Genomic DNA, 14,188 nt, shown 5'->3' with positions numbered 1-14,188 from the left:
TGGTGCCGAAGGCCGGACTCGAACCGGCACGTATCTCTACGGTTGATTTTGAATCAACTGCGTCTACCGATTTCGCCACTTCGGCACTGCAAGTAGTATGCGGAAAACGGGTGCATTATACCTTTCAGTGATCCACGTGCAACACTTATCCGTTGTTCAATGAGTTAAGTGCTGAAAAAAGCGCCAATGGGGTCACATTTGGCTGGTTTATGGGCGAAGTAAGCAGTGTCTCTACGTATTAATACCAGCAAGCGCCCACAACAAACATCAGGGCGCAGCATGCGCCGCCCCTACGTATTAACACCAGCAAGCACCCATAACAAACACCAGGGCGCGGCATGCGGCGCCCCTACGTATTAATATCAGCAAGAGCGCCTCACCAGACCACAGAAACAAAAAGGCGCAACCGCATGGCTACGCCTTCTTTAACTGCCTGCAGCGCCGCTACTTGCGTTTTAACAGCATATAAACGCTGATCAACAAGAACAGCATGCTTGGCAGCAACGCGCCCAGCACCGGCGGCATGTTGTACACCAGGCTCAGCGGGCCGAATATCTGGTCCAGCACGTAGAACAAGAACCCGAAGCTGATGCCGGTCACCACACGCACGCCCATTGGCACGCTGCGCAGTGGGCCGAAGATGAACGACAGCGCCATCAGCATCATCACCGCAACGGAAAGCGGCGAAAACACCTTGCTCCACATGTTCAACTGGTAACGGTTGGCTTCCTGGCCGCTCTGCTTCAGGTACTTCACGTAGTTGTGCAGGCCGCTGATGGAGAGTGAGGTTGGGTCCAGTGCTACCACGCCCAGTTTGTCCGGGGTCAGGTTGGTTTTCCATTCGCCTGTCAGGGTTTGGGTGCCGGTGACCTGTTTTTCGTTGGTCAGGTCAGAGGTATCCACCTGCGAAAGCTTCCATACGCCGTCTTCAAAACTGGCGCTGGCGGCATAACGCACCGTCTCCAGCCTGCGCTGGTCGTTGAAGTGGTAGATATTCACACCGGAAAGCTCTTTCTCGCCCGCAACGCGTTCGATGTAGATAAAGTCGGTGCCGTCTTTCGCCCACAGGCCGTTCTTGGTGGAAAGCAGCGAGCCGCCGTACATCTGCTGTGCGCGGTAGTTACGCGCCATCTGATCGCCCTGCGGCGCCACCCACTCGCCAATCGCCATGGTCAACAGCACCAGTGGGATGGCGGTTTTCATCACCGAACCGGCGATCTGCATGCGGGTAAAGCCGGAAGCCTGCATCACCACCAGTTCACTGCGCGTCGCCAGTTGCCCCAGGCCAAGCAGGGCACCCAGCAGGGCCGCCATCGGGAAGAAGATCTCAATGTCCTTCGGCACGCTCAGCAGGGTAAACATCCCGGCGCCCAGCGCCGTATAGTCCCCCTGGCCCACTCTGCGCAGCTGGTCGACGAACTTGATGATGCCGGAAAGCGACACCAGCATGAACAGCGTCATGATGATGGTGTTGAAAATTGTCTTACCGATATATCGGTCTAAAACACCAAACATCAGGCTGCTCCTCTCAGGCGTGCACGCAGCTTACGCATCGGCACCGTATCCCACAGGTTTAGCGCCAGCGCGATAACAAAGTACACGGCGTTGACCAGCCAAATCCACAGCATCGGATCCAGCTTGCCTTTACCGGCGTTGGAACGCAGCGAGGTCTGCAGCAGGAAGAATATCAAATACAGCAGGATCGCCGGCAGCATGCTCAGCACGCGCCCCTGACGCGGGTTCACCACGCTGAGCGGTACTACCAGCAACGCCATAATCACCACGGAAAGCACCAGCGTCAGGCGCCAGTGGAACTCGGCGCGCGCGTCCGGGTCGTCAGACTTCAGCAGCGTCTTCATCGACATCTGATCGGCCTGGTTGCCGTCCACGGCGACCGCACGGTGGCCGACCACCGCTTTATAGTCATTGAAATCGGTAATACGGAAGTCACGCAGCAGCGCGGTGCCCTCAAAGCGGGTGCCCTTGTCCAGCGTCACTTCCTGCGAACCGTCTTTCAACTGGTTGATCTTGCCGTGTTCAGCCACCACCACCGAAGGGCGTTGGTTGCCGTTAGGCCGCAGTTGCGCCAGGAACACGTTGTTAAAGGTGCTGCCCTTAACGTTGCCGATAAACAGCACCGCGTTGCCATCTTGCGAGGTCTTGAACTGCCCTTCTGCCAGCCCGGCAATGCTTGGGTTGGCTTTGGCTTCAGAAACCACCACGTCCTGATAGCGCGAGGCCCATGGCCCGACCCAGAACACGTTGGCCGCCGCAATAACGGAGGTGAAGAGTGCCAATACCATGGCCGCGATGATCAGGGTACGTTTACCCAGCCCGCAGGCATGCATCACGGTGATTTCGCTGTCGGTATACAGCCGCCCAAGCGTCATCAATAAGCCAAGAAACAGGCTTAATGGCAGGATTAGCTGCGCCATCTTCGGCACACCCAATGCGAGCAAAGAGAGAACTAAATTTGTCGGGACATCGCCGTCCACCGCATCGCCTAACACCCTGACTAAATTCTGACAAAAGAAGATCAGAAGCAGGATGAACAAGATCGCGATTTGGCTCTTTAGCGTTTCCCGTACCAGATATCTTATGATGATCACGCTTATTACGCCTGTGAAAACTTGTCTTTTTGCAGGAAAATCGATAGTTTCATCGCTAATCCGCCATTTATTCTCATCATATGGCAACCAACACAGCTAAAATAGTATTACAACATCTAGCATTTGGGTGTCCTATAGGAACTTGCTTATAGTCGCCAAAACAGAGCAATTTACGCCGTTCAGGTTAACATAACTCGTTAACTCAATGGCGGGAGATCGTTACGGAGTGCGTCATTCTAGCCGTAGCGCCTGCCTTTGTCTTTAAGATTCAGGAGAGTGCATGGAGTTCAGTGTAAAAAGCGGTAGCCCGGAAAAACAGCGCAGTGCCTGTATTGTAGTCGGCGTTTTTGAACCGCGCCGCTTGTCCCCTATCGCAGAACAACTCGACAAAATCAGTGATGGTTATATCAGCGCTTTGCTGCGCCGTGGCGAACTGGAAGGTAAAGTCGGGCAGACGTTACTGCTGCACCATGTACCTAACATTCTCTCCGAACGCATCCTGTTAATTGGCTGTGGCAAAGAGCGCGAGCTCGATGAACGCCAGTACAAACAGGTGATTCAAAAAACCATCAATACCCTTAACGATACCGGCTCCATGGAAGCGGTCTGCTTCCTGACCGAGCTGCACGTGAAAGGCCGCAACACTTACTGGAAGGTGCGTCAGGCGGTGGAAACCGCGAAAGAAACGCTCTACACCTTCGATCAGTTGAAAAGCAATAAAGTGGAGCCACGTCGTCCGCTGCGCAAGATGGTGTTCAACGTGCCGACCCGTCGTGAGCTCACCAGCGGTGAACGTGCGATCCAGCACGGGCTGGCGGTGTCTTCCGGCATCAAGGCGGCGAAAGATCTCGGCAACATGCCGCCGAACATCTGTAACGCCGGTTACCTGGCCTCACAGGCTCGCCAACTGGCGGACGCCTTCAGCACCAACATCACCACCCGCGTCATCGGCGAACAGCAGATGAAAGAGCTGGGGATGAACGCCTATCTGGCGGTTGGCGCAGGTTCGCGTAACGAATCATTGATGTCAGTGATGGAATATAAGGGCAATCCTAACCCGGACGCTAAGCCAATTGTGCTCGTCGGTAAGGGCCTGACCTTTGATGCCGGCGGCATCTCGATCAAACCTGCCGATGGCATGGACGAGATGAAGTACGACATGTGTGGCGCTGCCACCGTGTACGGCGTGATGCGTGTAGTGGCGGAACTGAACCTGCCGCTGAACGTGATCGGTGTGCTGGCCGGCTGTGAAAACATGCCGGGCGGCAGCGCTTATCGTCCGGGCGACGTGCTGACCACCATGTCCGGCCAGACCGTCGAGGTGTTGAACACCGACGCCGAAGGCCGCCTGGTACTGTGCGACACCCTGACCTACGTTGAGCGTTTCGATCCGGAGCTGGTGATTGACGTTGCCACCCTGACCGGTGCCTGCGTGATCGCGCTGGGCCACCACATCACCGGCCTGATGTCGAACCACAACCCGCTGGCGCATGAACTGATCGGCGCGTCCGAACAGGCAGGCGATCGCGCGTGGCGCTTGCCGATGTCCGACGAGTACTACGAGCAGCTGGACTCCAACTTTGCCGATATGGCGAACATTGGTGGCCGTCCGGGCGGGGCTATCACCGCAGCCTGCTTCCTGTCGCGCTTTACCCGCAAGTACAGCTGGGCACACCTGGATATCGCCGGCACCGCCTGGCGTTCCGGCAAGGCCAAAGGGGCCACCGGTCGTCCGGTTGCCTTGTTGTCGCAGTTCTTGCTGAACCGTGCAGGACTGAACGGCGACGATTAAATCTGAGTGGTAATTCAGGTATAATCCCGAGGGGCACAGCATGCTGTGCCCCTACACTTTTTATAGGCAGCGGTGAATCAGACCATGAAACAGGCAACGTTCTATCTAATCGAACACGCGGAACCCGCAGGTGCGCTCAGCGCGCATGAGGCCGTGGCCTGCGCCGTTGCCGCCAACGGCTTCCGTTCCGGCAAGCGGGTGTTGATCGCCTGCGAAAGCCAGGAACAGGCCGAGCGGTTGGACGAAGCGCTATGGCAGCGAGATCCGCACCAGTTCGTGCCACACAATCTGGCCGGTGAAGGCCCGCATTATGGCGCCCCGGTCGAACTGTGCTGGCCCGGCAAACGCGGCAACTCCCCGCGTGACCTGCTGATCGCCCTGCTGCCGCAGTTTGCAGATTTTGCTACTGCTTTCCATGAAGTGGTAGACTTCGTCCCATACGAAGACACCTTAAAACAGTTGGCGCGCGACCGATATAAAGCTTATCGCAGCGTCGGCTTCCATTTGACCACGGCCACGCCGCCAACTCACTGAACAACGATATAAAATGGAAAAGACAAACAGTCACCTCGATACCGCCTACGACCCGAAAGAGATCGAACAGAAGCTGTACGATCACTGGGAAAACCAGGGTTACTTCAAGCCAAATGGTGATACCAGCCAGGAAAGCTTCTGCATCATGATCCCGCCGCCGAACGTCACCGGCAGCCTGCACATGGGCCACGCCTTCCAGCAGACCATCATGGACACCATGATCCGTTACCAGCGCATGCAGGGCAAAAACACCCTGTGGCAGGCGGGTACCGACCATGCCGGTATCGCCACCCAGATGGTGGTTGAGCGCAAGATCGCCGCAGAAGAAAACAAAACCCGCCATGACTATGGCCGCGATGCGTTCATCGACAAAATCTGGCAGTGGAAGGCAGAATCCGGCGGCACCATCACCCGCCAGATGCGCCGTCTGGGCAACTCCGTGGACTGGGAGCGCGAGCGCTTCACCATGGACGAAGGCCTGTCCAACGCGGTACGTGAAGTGTTTGTTCGTCTGCACAAAGAAGATCTGATCTACCGCGGCAAACGCCTGGTGAACTGGGATCCGAAACTGCGCACCGCCATCTCCGATCTGGAAGTGGAAAACCGCGAGTCCAAAGGCTCCATGTGGCACCTGCGTTACCCGCTGGCCGACGGCGCAAAAACCGCCGAAGGCAAAGATTACCTGGTGGTCGCCACCACCCGTCCGGAAACCGTGCTCGGTGATACCGGCGTAGCGGTGAACCCGGAAGATCCACGCTATAAAGATTTGATCGGCAAAGAAATCCTTCTGCCGCTGGTTGGCCGCCGTATCCGCATCGTTGGTGACGAACATGCCGATATGGAAAAAGGCACCGGCTGCGTGAAAATCACCCCGGCGCACGACTTTAACGACTACGAAGTCGGTAAACGTCACGGCCTGACGATGATCAACATCCTGACTTTCGACGGCGATATCCGTCAGGAAGCGGAAGTGTTCAACACCCTCGGCGAAATCTGCACCGACTATTGCAACGAGATCCCAGCCCAGTTCCGTGGCCTGGAGCGCTTCGCGGCGCGTAAAGCGGTAGTGGCTGCCTTTGAAGAGTTGGGCCTGCTGGAAGAAATCAAGCCACACGACCTGACGGTGCCTTACGGCGACCGCGGCGGCGTGGTGATCGAACCTATGCTGACCGACCAATGGTACGTGCGTACTGCCCCGCTGGCGAAAGTGGCGGTGGAAGCGGTTGAGCAAGGCGAGATCCAGTTCGTGCCGAAGCAGTACGAAAACATGTACTTCAGCTGGATGCGCGACATTCAGGACTGGTGTATCTCGCGTCAGCTGTGGTGGGGTCACCGTATCCCGGCCTGGTACGACGTGAACGGCAAAGTCTATGTTGGCCGCAGCGAAGAAGAAGTGCGTAGCGAGAACAACCTGGGCCCTGACGTGGTGCTGAACCAGGACGAGGACGTGCTGGATACCTGGTTCTCTTCCGGCCTGTGGACCTTCTCCACCCTGGGCTGGCCAGAGCAGACCGACGCGCTGAAAACCTTCCACCCGACCAGCGTGATGGTCAGCGGCTTCGATATCATCTTCTTCTGGATTGCGCGCATGATCATGCTGACCATGCACTTTATGAAGGATGAAAACGGCAAGCCACAGGTTCCGTTCAAAACCGTCTACATGACCGGTCTGATCCGCGACGACGAAGGGCAGAAAATGTCCAAGTCGAAAGGTAACGTGATCGACCCGCTGGACATGGTTGATGGCATCTCGCTGGAAGACCTGCTGGAGAAACGCACCGGTAACATGATGCAGCCGCAGCTGGCGGAAAAAATCCGCAAGCGCACCGAGAAGCAGTTCCCGAACGGTATCGAGCCGCACGGCACCGACGCCCTGCGCTTCACCCTGGCGGCACTGGCTTCTACCGGCCGTGACATTAACTGGGACATGAAGCGCCTGGAAGGCTACCGCAACTTCTGTAACAAGCTGTGGAACGCCAGCCGCTTTGTGCTGATGAACGCAGAAGGTCAGGACTGTGGCTTTAACGGCGGCGAGAAAGTGCTGTCGCTGGCGGACCGCTGGATCCTGGCTGAATTCAACCGTACGGTGAAGGCTTACCGCGAAGCGCTGGATACCTACCGCTTCGATCTGGCCGCCAACATTCTGTACGAATTCACCTGGAACCAGTTCTGTGACTGGTATCTGGAGCTGACCAAGCCGGTGGTGACCAACGGCAGCGAAGCGGAACAGCGCGGCACCCGCCATACGCTGATCACCGTGCTGGAAGCCCTGCTGCGCCTGGCGCACCCGGTGATCCCGTTCATTACCGAAACCATCTGGCAGCGCGTGAAAACCCTGACCGGCGAAACCGCAGACACCATCATGCTGCAGCCGTTCCCAGAGTACGACGCCGCGCTGGAAGATACGCAAGCGCTGAACGATCTGGAGTGGATCAAGCAGGCGATCACCGCGGTGCGTAACATTCGTGCCGAGATGAACATTGCCCCAAGCAAACTGCTGGAAGTGCTGCTGCGTAACTGCAATGCCGACGCAGAGCGCCGCGTGCAGGAGAACCAGAGCTTTATTCAGCGTCTGGCGCGTCTGGAATCCATCACCCTGCTGCCTGTCGGTGACAAAGGCCCGTTGTCGGTCACCAAACTGGTGGACGGTGCCGAGCTGCTGATCCCTATGGCCGGCTTTATCGATAAGGACGCCGAGATCGCGCGTCTGTCGAAAGAGATGGGCAAGCTGGATGCGGAAATCTCCTCGATCGAAGGCAAGCTGTCTAACGAAGGTTTTGTGGCGCGCGCGCCAGAAGCCGTAGTCGCCAAAGAGCGCGAACGTCTGACCGCCTGCAAAGAAGGCAAAGTGAAGCTGCAGGAACAGCAGGCAACCATCGCCGCGCTGTAATCTGTCGGTTCACTGCAACAGCTGAAAACAGCGGGGATTTCCCCGCTGTTTTTTTATCGCCGTTGCATCTGGCCCGCTTAAGATGTTATTACAAAGCCTACCCTATAGCTTTCAAGTTGCAGCTAGGCGCCCAGCTCGCTCATCCCCAGGCGCTTACTCAGGTAAGTAACTGGGGTGAGCGAGTGCAGGTAACAACGCTGCAACTTGAAAGATGACGGGTATATAATGCTGCATGGACGCCGCCGGGAAATAACTCCGGCGCGTTTTTGTCTGCAACAAAAATGAAATTTCGGAACCACTAAGGTTCTTCTTATGGCGAGTGTAAACATGACAACAGCAACCCCAGTACGTCTTCTGGTGCGCCCAATAACGGCTGACGATAATGCCGCTATTGCCAATGTCATTCGCGAAGTCTCCGCTGAGCACGGTTTGACGGCGGACAAAGGCTATACCGTTTCCGACCCCAATCTGGACGTCTTGTATCAGCTCTATAGCCTGCCTCGCAGCGCTTATTGGGTGATAGAAGTCGACGGCCAGATTGCCGGGGGTGGCGGTGTAGCGCCGCTGCAGGGCGGTGAAGTGGATATTTGCGAATTGCAGAAAATGTATTTCCTGCCGGTTTTACGCGGCCAGGGCCTGGCAAAACGCCTGGCGCTGCAGGCACTGGAGTTCGCCCGTCAACAGGGCTTCCGCTGTTGTTATTTGGAAACCACCGCCAGTCTGACCCAGGCCATCGGCCTGTATGAGCATTTGGGCTTTGAGCATATCGACCAGGCAATGGGCACCACCGGCCACGTCGACTGCGAAGTCACCATGCTGAAGACGCTTTAATCTTGCTACTGCGCCCGCGGTAATAACGGGCGCAGCATGCAGCGCCCCTACTGGGATCGCACCCTCTCCGTCACCCCGCCTTTGATAGCCAACTCAATCCGGCTCAGCACCAGGCTGGTCAGGTAGGATACGGTAATTAAAAACAGCAGGATCAGCGGCGTATAGCGCGGCGCAAAGATCAGCTTCTGGGCGAAGTAATAGCAATAGAAGCTGTGGGTCAGCCACATGTACATCGAATGCTTGCCCAACTCACCCACCACCCGGTTCACCCCACTACCCAGCCCCTCGGCCGTATTCATCAGCGCAATAATAAACAGCGGTGTCACCAGCAGCAGCCCAGGATTATGGGCGACGATAAATACCGCCACCGTCACTATCAGCAAGATCAGCGGATGGGTACGGCTCAGGATCGTAATCAGTTTCACCAGCCACGAGTTCGGCGGCAATTTCTGGCTACGGCCAAACACCATGCCAAAGCCAAACGGCAGCAGCCAGGTGCAATATTCGATCAACACTTCTGGCGCCCAGCCGACATACTGCAACCCCTTGCCGCACAGCGCCGCCAGAAACAACAGCCCCAGTAACGGGCCGATATTCAAGCGCGACAACAGCGGCAGAGAAAGCACATATAAAACGTAAAGTTTAAAGAACCACCACTCGCTGTTATAAGTGGATTTTATGCCCACCAGGTTTTCGAAAAACAGCGACGGCGACAGGGAATATCTTTCCCCCGGAAAGAAGATGATGCCGATCGGCACAAAGATAAACAGCACTATCCAGTAGCTGATATATAAGTTCTTCAGCTTGCCCCAGATATATTTAAACGTAACTTCTTTTTTTAGCGAGAACCCGTAGCCGGATAAAAACAGGAACATCGACACGCAAATCTTGCCGAACAGGCCAACAAACATCTCAATATCGACGCTGTTAACCATATGATAAACCGTGATGTCCGGGCTAATGCGGCTTGGGTAGGCAAACAGGTGGTGGATTAACATCAGAATGATGGCAATCCCTTTTAAATAATTAGATTTATTAATCGAAATTTCCATATTTCTTAATATCTTATCCGATGATAGATTGGCTCATCATATAGCAGCAATTTTGCTCTGACACTCTCTTTCCTGCTCGGATAAGTCTCATAATTAATATTCCTTTAAGAAACAATGCACCCTTTGTTTATAAAACCGCATTTTCTCTCGTCAGCCTGTACCCGCAGAAAAATAACAACCAATAATTAACATAGTTATGTTATTTTTTATTCATAAAAATCATGTATATGATATAAAATAAAAATATTTTTTGTGATATTCATTAACAAATTAATGATTACAAATTGACCTGCCGCCCGCTTGCGCTACTCTGCCAACATCGGCTCATGCCGCAATCGCACAAGGAGCAGTCATGTCGGAAAACGCTTTTGATTACATCATTGTCGGTGCCGGTTCTGCCGGCTGTGTGCTGGCGGCGCAGTTGATCCGCCGCACCCAGGCGCGGGTGCTGCTGCTGGAGGCCGGTGGTGACGACAATAATCTGTTCATCAAGATGCCGGCTGGGGTGGCGAAAATCATCGGCAAAAAAAGCTGGCCGTATGAAACCGAGCCGGAGCCGCATGCCAATAATCGCCGCATGCAGATAGCCCAGGGCAAGGTGTTGGGCGGCAGCAGTTCGGTCAACGGCATGATCTATATTCGCGGCCAGCGACAGGATTACGACGAGTGGGCCGAACGCTATGGCTGCGTCGGCTGGGGTTATCAGGACGTACTGCCCTACTTCAAACGTGCCGAGGCCAACGAAAGCCTGTCGGATGCCTATCACGGCGGTGAGGGTCTGCTGCCGGTCAGCGAGAACCGTTACCGTCACCCGCTCAGCATGGCGTTTATTCGCGCCGGTCAGGAGCTTGATCTCCCCTATCGCAACGATTTCAACGGCGACAGCCAGCACGGCGTCGGTTTCTACCAAACCACCACCCACAACGGCGAACGCGCCAGCACCGCACGCACTTACCTGAAAGCCGTACGAAATGAACAACGGCTGGTGGTGAAACTGAATGCACTGGTACACCGGGTGGTGTTCGACAACAACGTCGCCACTGGCGTGGTGTATAGCCAAAACGGCGGTGCCGAGGTCACGGCCCATGCCGCCCAGGAAGTGATCCTCAGCGCAGGTGCGGTAGGATCGCCGAAGATCCTGATGCTATCCGGCATCGGGCCACGCGAACACCTGCAGCAGTTGGGGATCGAACCGCTGGCGGACCTGCCAGTCGGCAAGAACTTTCACGATCACCTGCATATGTCGATCAACGTCAGTACCCGCGAGCCAATCAGTTTGTACGGTGCCGATCGCGGCCTGCAGGCGCTACGCCACGCTACCGAATGGCTGGCGTTTCGCAGCGGTGTACTGAGCTCCAACGTGCTGGAAGGGGCCGCCTTCACCGACAGCCTGGGCGACGGCCGGCCGGACGTGCAGATCCACTTCCTGCCGATGCTCGACAGTTGGGACGACGTACCCGGCGAACCGCTGCCCGATATTCACGGCTTCACGCTCAAGGTTGGCTATCTGCAACCCAGGGCCCGCGGTGAAGTACTGCTGCGCAGTCGCGATCCCAAGGATCCGGTGAAGCTGCACGCCAACTATCTCGGTCATCCGGAAGATCTGGCCGGCAGCGTGCGTGCGGTGAAGTTCGGCCTGAGTTTTCTGCAAACCGCCGCCCTCAAACCGATTATCAAAGATTTGCTGATGCCACAGCCGGAGTGGCTGAACGATGAAGCGCAACTGGAGGAGTTCGTGCGCAACTTCTGCAAAACGGTGTATCACCCGGTAGGCAGTTGCCGCATGGGGCAATCCCCGCAGGACTCGGTGACCGATCTGCAACTGCGGGTGCATGGATTTGAACGGCTACGGGTGATCGACTGTTCGGTGATGCCGCAGGTGACCAGCGGCAATACCAATGCGCCGACCATCATGCTGGCAGAAAAAGCGGTGGATTTACTGCTGGGCACGCCACAATAAAATCATCTGGGTGCCCGGTTGTCAGGCGATGGCGGGCACGCCGCTGTGGAAGCGGAACTCGCTGTCCGGGGTTTGGATCAGCGCCGCTTCAATGCGACCAAAGTGGGCCACCCGCTCGCTGATATCGCCACCGGCTATCTGTTCGGCCAATGTCAGGTAGTCCTGGTAGTGACGCGCCTCGGAGCGCAGCAGCGAAACGTAAAAGCGGTTGAGCTCGTCGTCCAGGTGCGGTGCCAGGCGGGCGAAACGTTCGCAGGAACGCGCTTCGATATAGGCGCCGCAAATCAGTTTATCAATCAACGTGGCCGGATCGTGGGTGCGGATCTCACGGATCATGCCTTTGGCATAGCGACTGGCGGTGATTTTCTTATACGGGATCTGCCGTGCCAGCATGATCTCCAGCACCTGCGAAAAATGATGCAGCTCTTCTTTGATCAGCAGCACCATTCTGTCCGCCAGATCCTGACCGTAGGCCGAGCCGTTTTTCGGCAGGATCTTACGGGTGAAATTGTTCTGCTGGAACAGCGCTTCCGGCACGCCCTGCGCTTCATGCAAAAACGCCTCATAGGGCCTGAGCAGTGCCAGCAATGCGTCACCGCTCTCCTTGTCCGCCACGTAGCGACGGATCAGCCACATGCCGGTCTGCGCGGCTTTTAGCTCGCACACCATATGGTCAGTCAGCAACAGCGGCAGGTTTTCCGGGCGACGCGCAGCTTCAATCCAGGCGTCTGGGGTTTCACAGTGCAGGAAGTTTAAAATCGGGGCTAGCAGGGATTGGTATTTCATGTGTTCTTATCAGGGGCCAACAAGCGCTGGCCCACAGGAATTAAGCAGAAGTTAATTAGTGGCGTTTACCGTCGTCGTCTTCGTCGATGAAGTCACCTTCTTCTTCATCATCGTCACCTTCTTCGCCGTTTGGATCTTCGAAGTAGGTGCCCCAACCGTCGTAGTTAACGCCGCAACGTGCCGCCAGCGCCACCAGTTGCTCGACCTGAGCGTCGATCACTTCGGCGTTCAGACCCACTTCGCTGATCACGTCACAACACATCACCAGGCTACCGTCTTCCACTTCCAGCTCTTCGGCGTCAGTCACTTCAAAGCCCAACTTGAAGGCTTCGACAGCGGCTTTCTCCAGCACTTCAAACTTTTCGGCAGAGAGATGGTGTTCGATGGTGTAGAGCGCCTCTGGATCGCTGCCGTCTTCCAGCAGTTCTTCGATGATCAGGCGGGTCTCTTCACGTTGTTCGTCTAGCTGTTCGCTGTTTGCCATGCCTATATCCTCAAGTCAAATGGCCTGTATTGCGCCTATTTTCACACACCGTCGGCATTGCTTCCACGATAAACGTGAAAGATTTCTACCGCGGGGTTGAATTTGAATATTCATACATATAAAGTGAATTTAAATTCAATTAAAGCGATAAGGATATACGACCATGAGTAGCATAAACCCGTTCTACAAACGTCACTTCCTGAGGTTAATGGATTTCACCCCGGCACAGCTGCACGCACTGCTGAAACTGTCGGCCGATTTGAAGCAGGCCAAGAAGCAAGGCAAGGAAGTACGCCACCTGCAGGGCAAAAACATCGCGCTCATCTTCGAAAAAGACTCGACCCGTACCCGATGCTCTTTCGAAGTTGCCGCTTTTGATCAGGGTGCTCAGGTCACCTATCTCGGCCCGAGCGGCAGCCAGATTGGCCATAAGGAATCGATGAAAGACACCGCCCGCGTGCTGGGGCGGATGTATGACGGTATTCAGTACCGCGGTTACGGCCAGCATCTGGTGGAAACCCTGGCCCAGCATGCCGGCGTACCGGTGTGGAACGGGCTGACCAACGAGTTCCACCCGACCCAATTGCTGGCAGACCTGCTCACGGTGCAGGAACAGCTGCCGGGCAAGCCGCTGAGCGAGGTGAAGTTCGCCTACCTCGGCGATACCCGCAACAATATGGGCAACACTCTGCTGGAAGCCGCCGCACTGGCGGGGATGGATCTGCGTCTGGTGGCGCCGAAGGCCTGCTGGCCGCAGCCGGAGCTGGTGGCGGAATGCCAGGCATTAGCCAAACAGACCGGTGCCAAGATCACCCTGACTGAAGACATTGCCGAAGGGGTGAAGGACGCGGACTTCCTGTATACCGACGTCTGGGTGTCGATGGGTGAACCGAAAGAAACCTGGCACGAGCGTATCGGGCTGCTGAAACCCTATCAGGTCAATATGGCGATGGTGAAACTGACCGGCAACCCGAACGTTAAATTCCTGCACTGCCTGCCGGCGTTTCACGACGACCAAACCACCCTTGGCAAGCAGATGGCAGAGCAATACGGACTGCATGGCGGCATGGAAGTCACCGATGAAGTGTTCGAGTCCGCACACAGTGTGGTGTTCGATCAGGCGGAAAATCGCCTGCACACCATCAAGGCGGTGATGGTCGCCACCCTGAGCGAAACGCTTTAATCCCACCAGCCAGGCATGACGGGCGGGCCCTTAACCCGCCCCATCACCTTCCCGATTAATTATTCCG

Annotated in this window: 11 protein-coding genes and 1 tRNA gene; 6 read left to right on the top strand and 6 right to left on the bottom strand. The window is 56.0% G+C overall.

The window, feature by feature from the left end; genetic code table 11:
- The 3 genes from E5C26_RS02600 to lptF all read right to left on the bottom strand — a co-directional run bounded on the left by E5C26_RS02600 (nucleotide 1) and on the right by lptF (nucleotide 2,609).
- Nucleotides 1-85 (bottom strand) — tRNA-Leu (locus E5C26_RS02600).
- Between the two features lie 359 nt (nucleotides 86-444).
- Nucleotides 445-1,515, bottom strand: coding sequence for an LPS export ABC transporter permease LptG (gene lptG / locus E5C26_RS02595; protein WP_135314927.1), 1,071 nt, complete (start codon nucleotides 1,513-1,515; stop codon nucleotides 445-447).
- A complete protein-coding gene (gene lptF / locus E5C26_RS02590) occupies nucleotides 1,515-2,609 on the bottom strand; it encodes an LPS export ABC transporter permease LptF (protein WP_135314926.1) in 1,095 nt (364 codons plus the stop codon). The genes lptG and lptF overlap by 1 nt, the downstream gene beginning before the upstream one ends.
- A 280-nt stretch (nucleotides 2,610-2,889) precedes the next feature.
- On the opposite strand from lptF, the gene pepA reads away from it, so the two are divergent.
- The 4 genes from pepA to E5C26_RS02570 all read left to right on the top strand — a co-directional run bounded on the left by pepA (nucleotide 2,890) and on the right by E5C26_RS02570 (nucleotide 8,656).
- Nucleotides 2,890-4,401: a leucyl aminopeptidase gene (gene pepA, locus E5C26_RS02585; RefSeq protein ID WP_037424420.1), complete on the top strand. Its 1,512-nt coding sequence runs from the start codon at nucleotides 2,890-2,892 to the stop codon at nucleotides 4,399-4,401.
- An 84-nt stretch (nucleotides 4,402-4,485) separates the two neighbouring features.
- Nucleotides 4,486-4,935, top strand: a complete 450-nt coding sequence (locus E5C26_RS02580; protein ID WP_135314925.1) for a DNA polymerase III subunit chi — start codon at nucleotides 4,486-4,488, stop codon at nucleotides 4,933-4,935.
- Nucleotides 4,936-4,948: 13 nt separating this feature from the next.
- Entirely contained in the window at nucleotides 4,949-7,825 is a 2,877-nt protein-coding gene (locus tag E5C26_RS02575; RefSeq protein WP_135314924.1) for a valine--tRNA ligase, read from the top strand.
- 327 nt (nucleotides 7,826-8,152) lie between these two features.
- Complete coding sequence (locus tag E5C26_RS02570; RefSeq protein ID WP_026142174.1) at nucleotides 8,153-8,656, top strand: GNAT family N-acetyltransferase; 504 nt, start codon at nucleotides 8,153-8,155, stop codon at nucleotides 8,654-8,656.
- 47 nt (nucleotides 8,657-8,703) lie between these two features.
- Here E5C26_RS02570 and E5C26_RS02565 read toward each other — a convergent pair whose 3' ends face one another.
- On the bottom strand, nucleotides 8,704-9,708 hold the full coding sequence (locus E5C26_RS02565) for an acyltransferase family protein (RefSeq protein WP_135314923.1): 1,005 nt from the start codon (nucleotides 9,706-9,708) through the stop codon (nucleotides 8,704-8,706).
- Between the two features lie 352 nt (nucleotides 9,709-10,060).
- On the opposite strand from E5C26_RS02565, the gene E5C26_RS02560 reads away from it, so the two are divergent.
- Nucleotides 10,061-11,668, top strand: a complete 1,608-nt coding sequence (locus tag E5C26_RS02560) for a GMC family oxidoreductase (protein WP_135314922.1) — start codon at nucleotides 10,061-10,063, stop codon at nucleotides 11,666-11,668.
- A gap of 21 nt (nucleotides 11,669-11,689) precedes the next feature.
- On the opposite strand, the gene miaE is transcribed toward E5C26_RS02560, so the two are convergent.
- Together miaE and rraB are read right to left on the bottom strand one after the other, a co-directional pair.
- Nucleotides 11,690-12,454, bottom strand: a complete 765-nt coding sequence (miaE, locus tag E5C26_RS02555) for a tRNA isopentenyl-2-thiomethyl-A-37 hydroxylase MiaE (RefSeq protein ID WP_135314921.1) — start codon at nucleotides 12,452-12,454, stop codon at nucleotides 11,690-11,692.
- A 55-nt stretch (nucleotides 12,455-12,509) separates the two neighbouring features.
- Nucleotides 12,510-12,938 carry a ribonuclease E inhibitor RraB gene (rraB, locus tag E5C26_RS02550; RefSeq protein ID WP_135314920.1) on the bottom strand — a complete coding sequence of 143 codons (429 nt, stop codon included), beginning with the start codon at nucleotides 12,936-12,938 and terminating at the stop codon, nucleotides 12,510-12,512.
- A 163-nt stretch (nucleotides 12,939-13,101) separates the two neighbouring features.
- Between rraB and argF the strand changes: the two genes are divergently transcribed.
- Nucleotides 13,102-14,121: an ornithine carbamoyltransferase gene (gene argF, locus E5C26_RS02545; protein ID WP_012005010.1), complete on the top strand. Its 1,020-nt coding sequence runs from the start codon at nucleotides 13,102-13,104 to the stop codon at nucleotides 14,119-14,121.
- The last annotated feature ends 67 nt before the right edge of the window (nucleotides 14,122-14,188 follow it).

Origin of the sequence: Serratia proteamaculans, assembly GCF_004684015.1 — a bacterium.
Lineage (GTDB): Bacteria > Pseudomonadota > Gammaproteobacteria > Enterobacterales > Enterobacteriaceae > Serratia > Serratia proteamaculans_F.
The sequence above is the reverse complement of the archived record's forward strand: the minus strand, read 5'-3'. Positions and strand labels throughout refer to the sequence as shown.

What these genes read in the sequence shown, in the direction of transcription:
- lptG (WP_135314927.1), bottom strand. Translation starts at nt 1,515, where the DNA reads ATGTTTGGTGTTTTAGACCGATATATCGGTAAGACAATTTTCAACACC.
- pepA (WP_037424420.1), top strand. Translation starts at nt 2,890, where the DNA reads ATGGAGTTCAGTGTAAAAAGCGGTAGCCCGGAAAAACAGCGCAGTGCC.
- E5C26_RS02580 (WP_135314925.1), top strand. Translation starts at nt 4,486, where the DNA reads ATGAAACAGGCAACGTTCTATCTAATCGAACACGCGGAACCCGCAGGT.
- E5C26_RS02575 (WP_135314924.1), top strand. Translation starts at nt 4,949, where the DNA reads ATGGAAAAGACAAACAGTCACCTCGATACCGCCTACGACCCGAAAGAG.
- E5C26_RS02570 (WP_026142174.1), top strand. Translation starts at nt 8,153, where the DNA reads ATGACAACAGCAACCCCAGTACGTCTTCTGGTGCGCCCAATAACGGCT.
- E5C26_RS02565 (WP_135314923.1), bottom strand. Translation starts at nt 9,708, where the DNA reads ATGGAAATTTCGATTAATAAATCTAATTATTTAAAAGGGATTGCCATC.
- E5C26_RS02560 (WP_135314922.1), top strand. Translation starts at nt 10,061, where the DNA reads ATGTCGGAAAACGCTTTTGATTACATCATTGTCGGTGCCGGTTCTGCC.
- miaE (WP_135314921.1), bottom strand. Translation starts at nt 12,454, where the DNA reads ATGAAATACCAATCCCTGCTAGCCCCGATTTTAAACTTCCTGCACTGT.
- rraB (WP_135314920.1), bottom strand. Translation starts at nt 12,938, where the DNA reads ATGGCAAACAGCGAACAGCTAGACGAACAACGTGAAGAGACCCGCCTG.
- argF (WP_012005010.1), top strand. Translation starts at nt 13,102, where the DNA reads ATGAGTAGCATAAACCCGTTCTACAAACGTCACTTCCTGAGGTTAATG.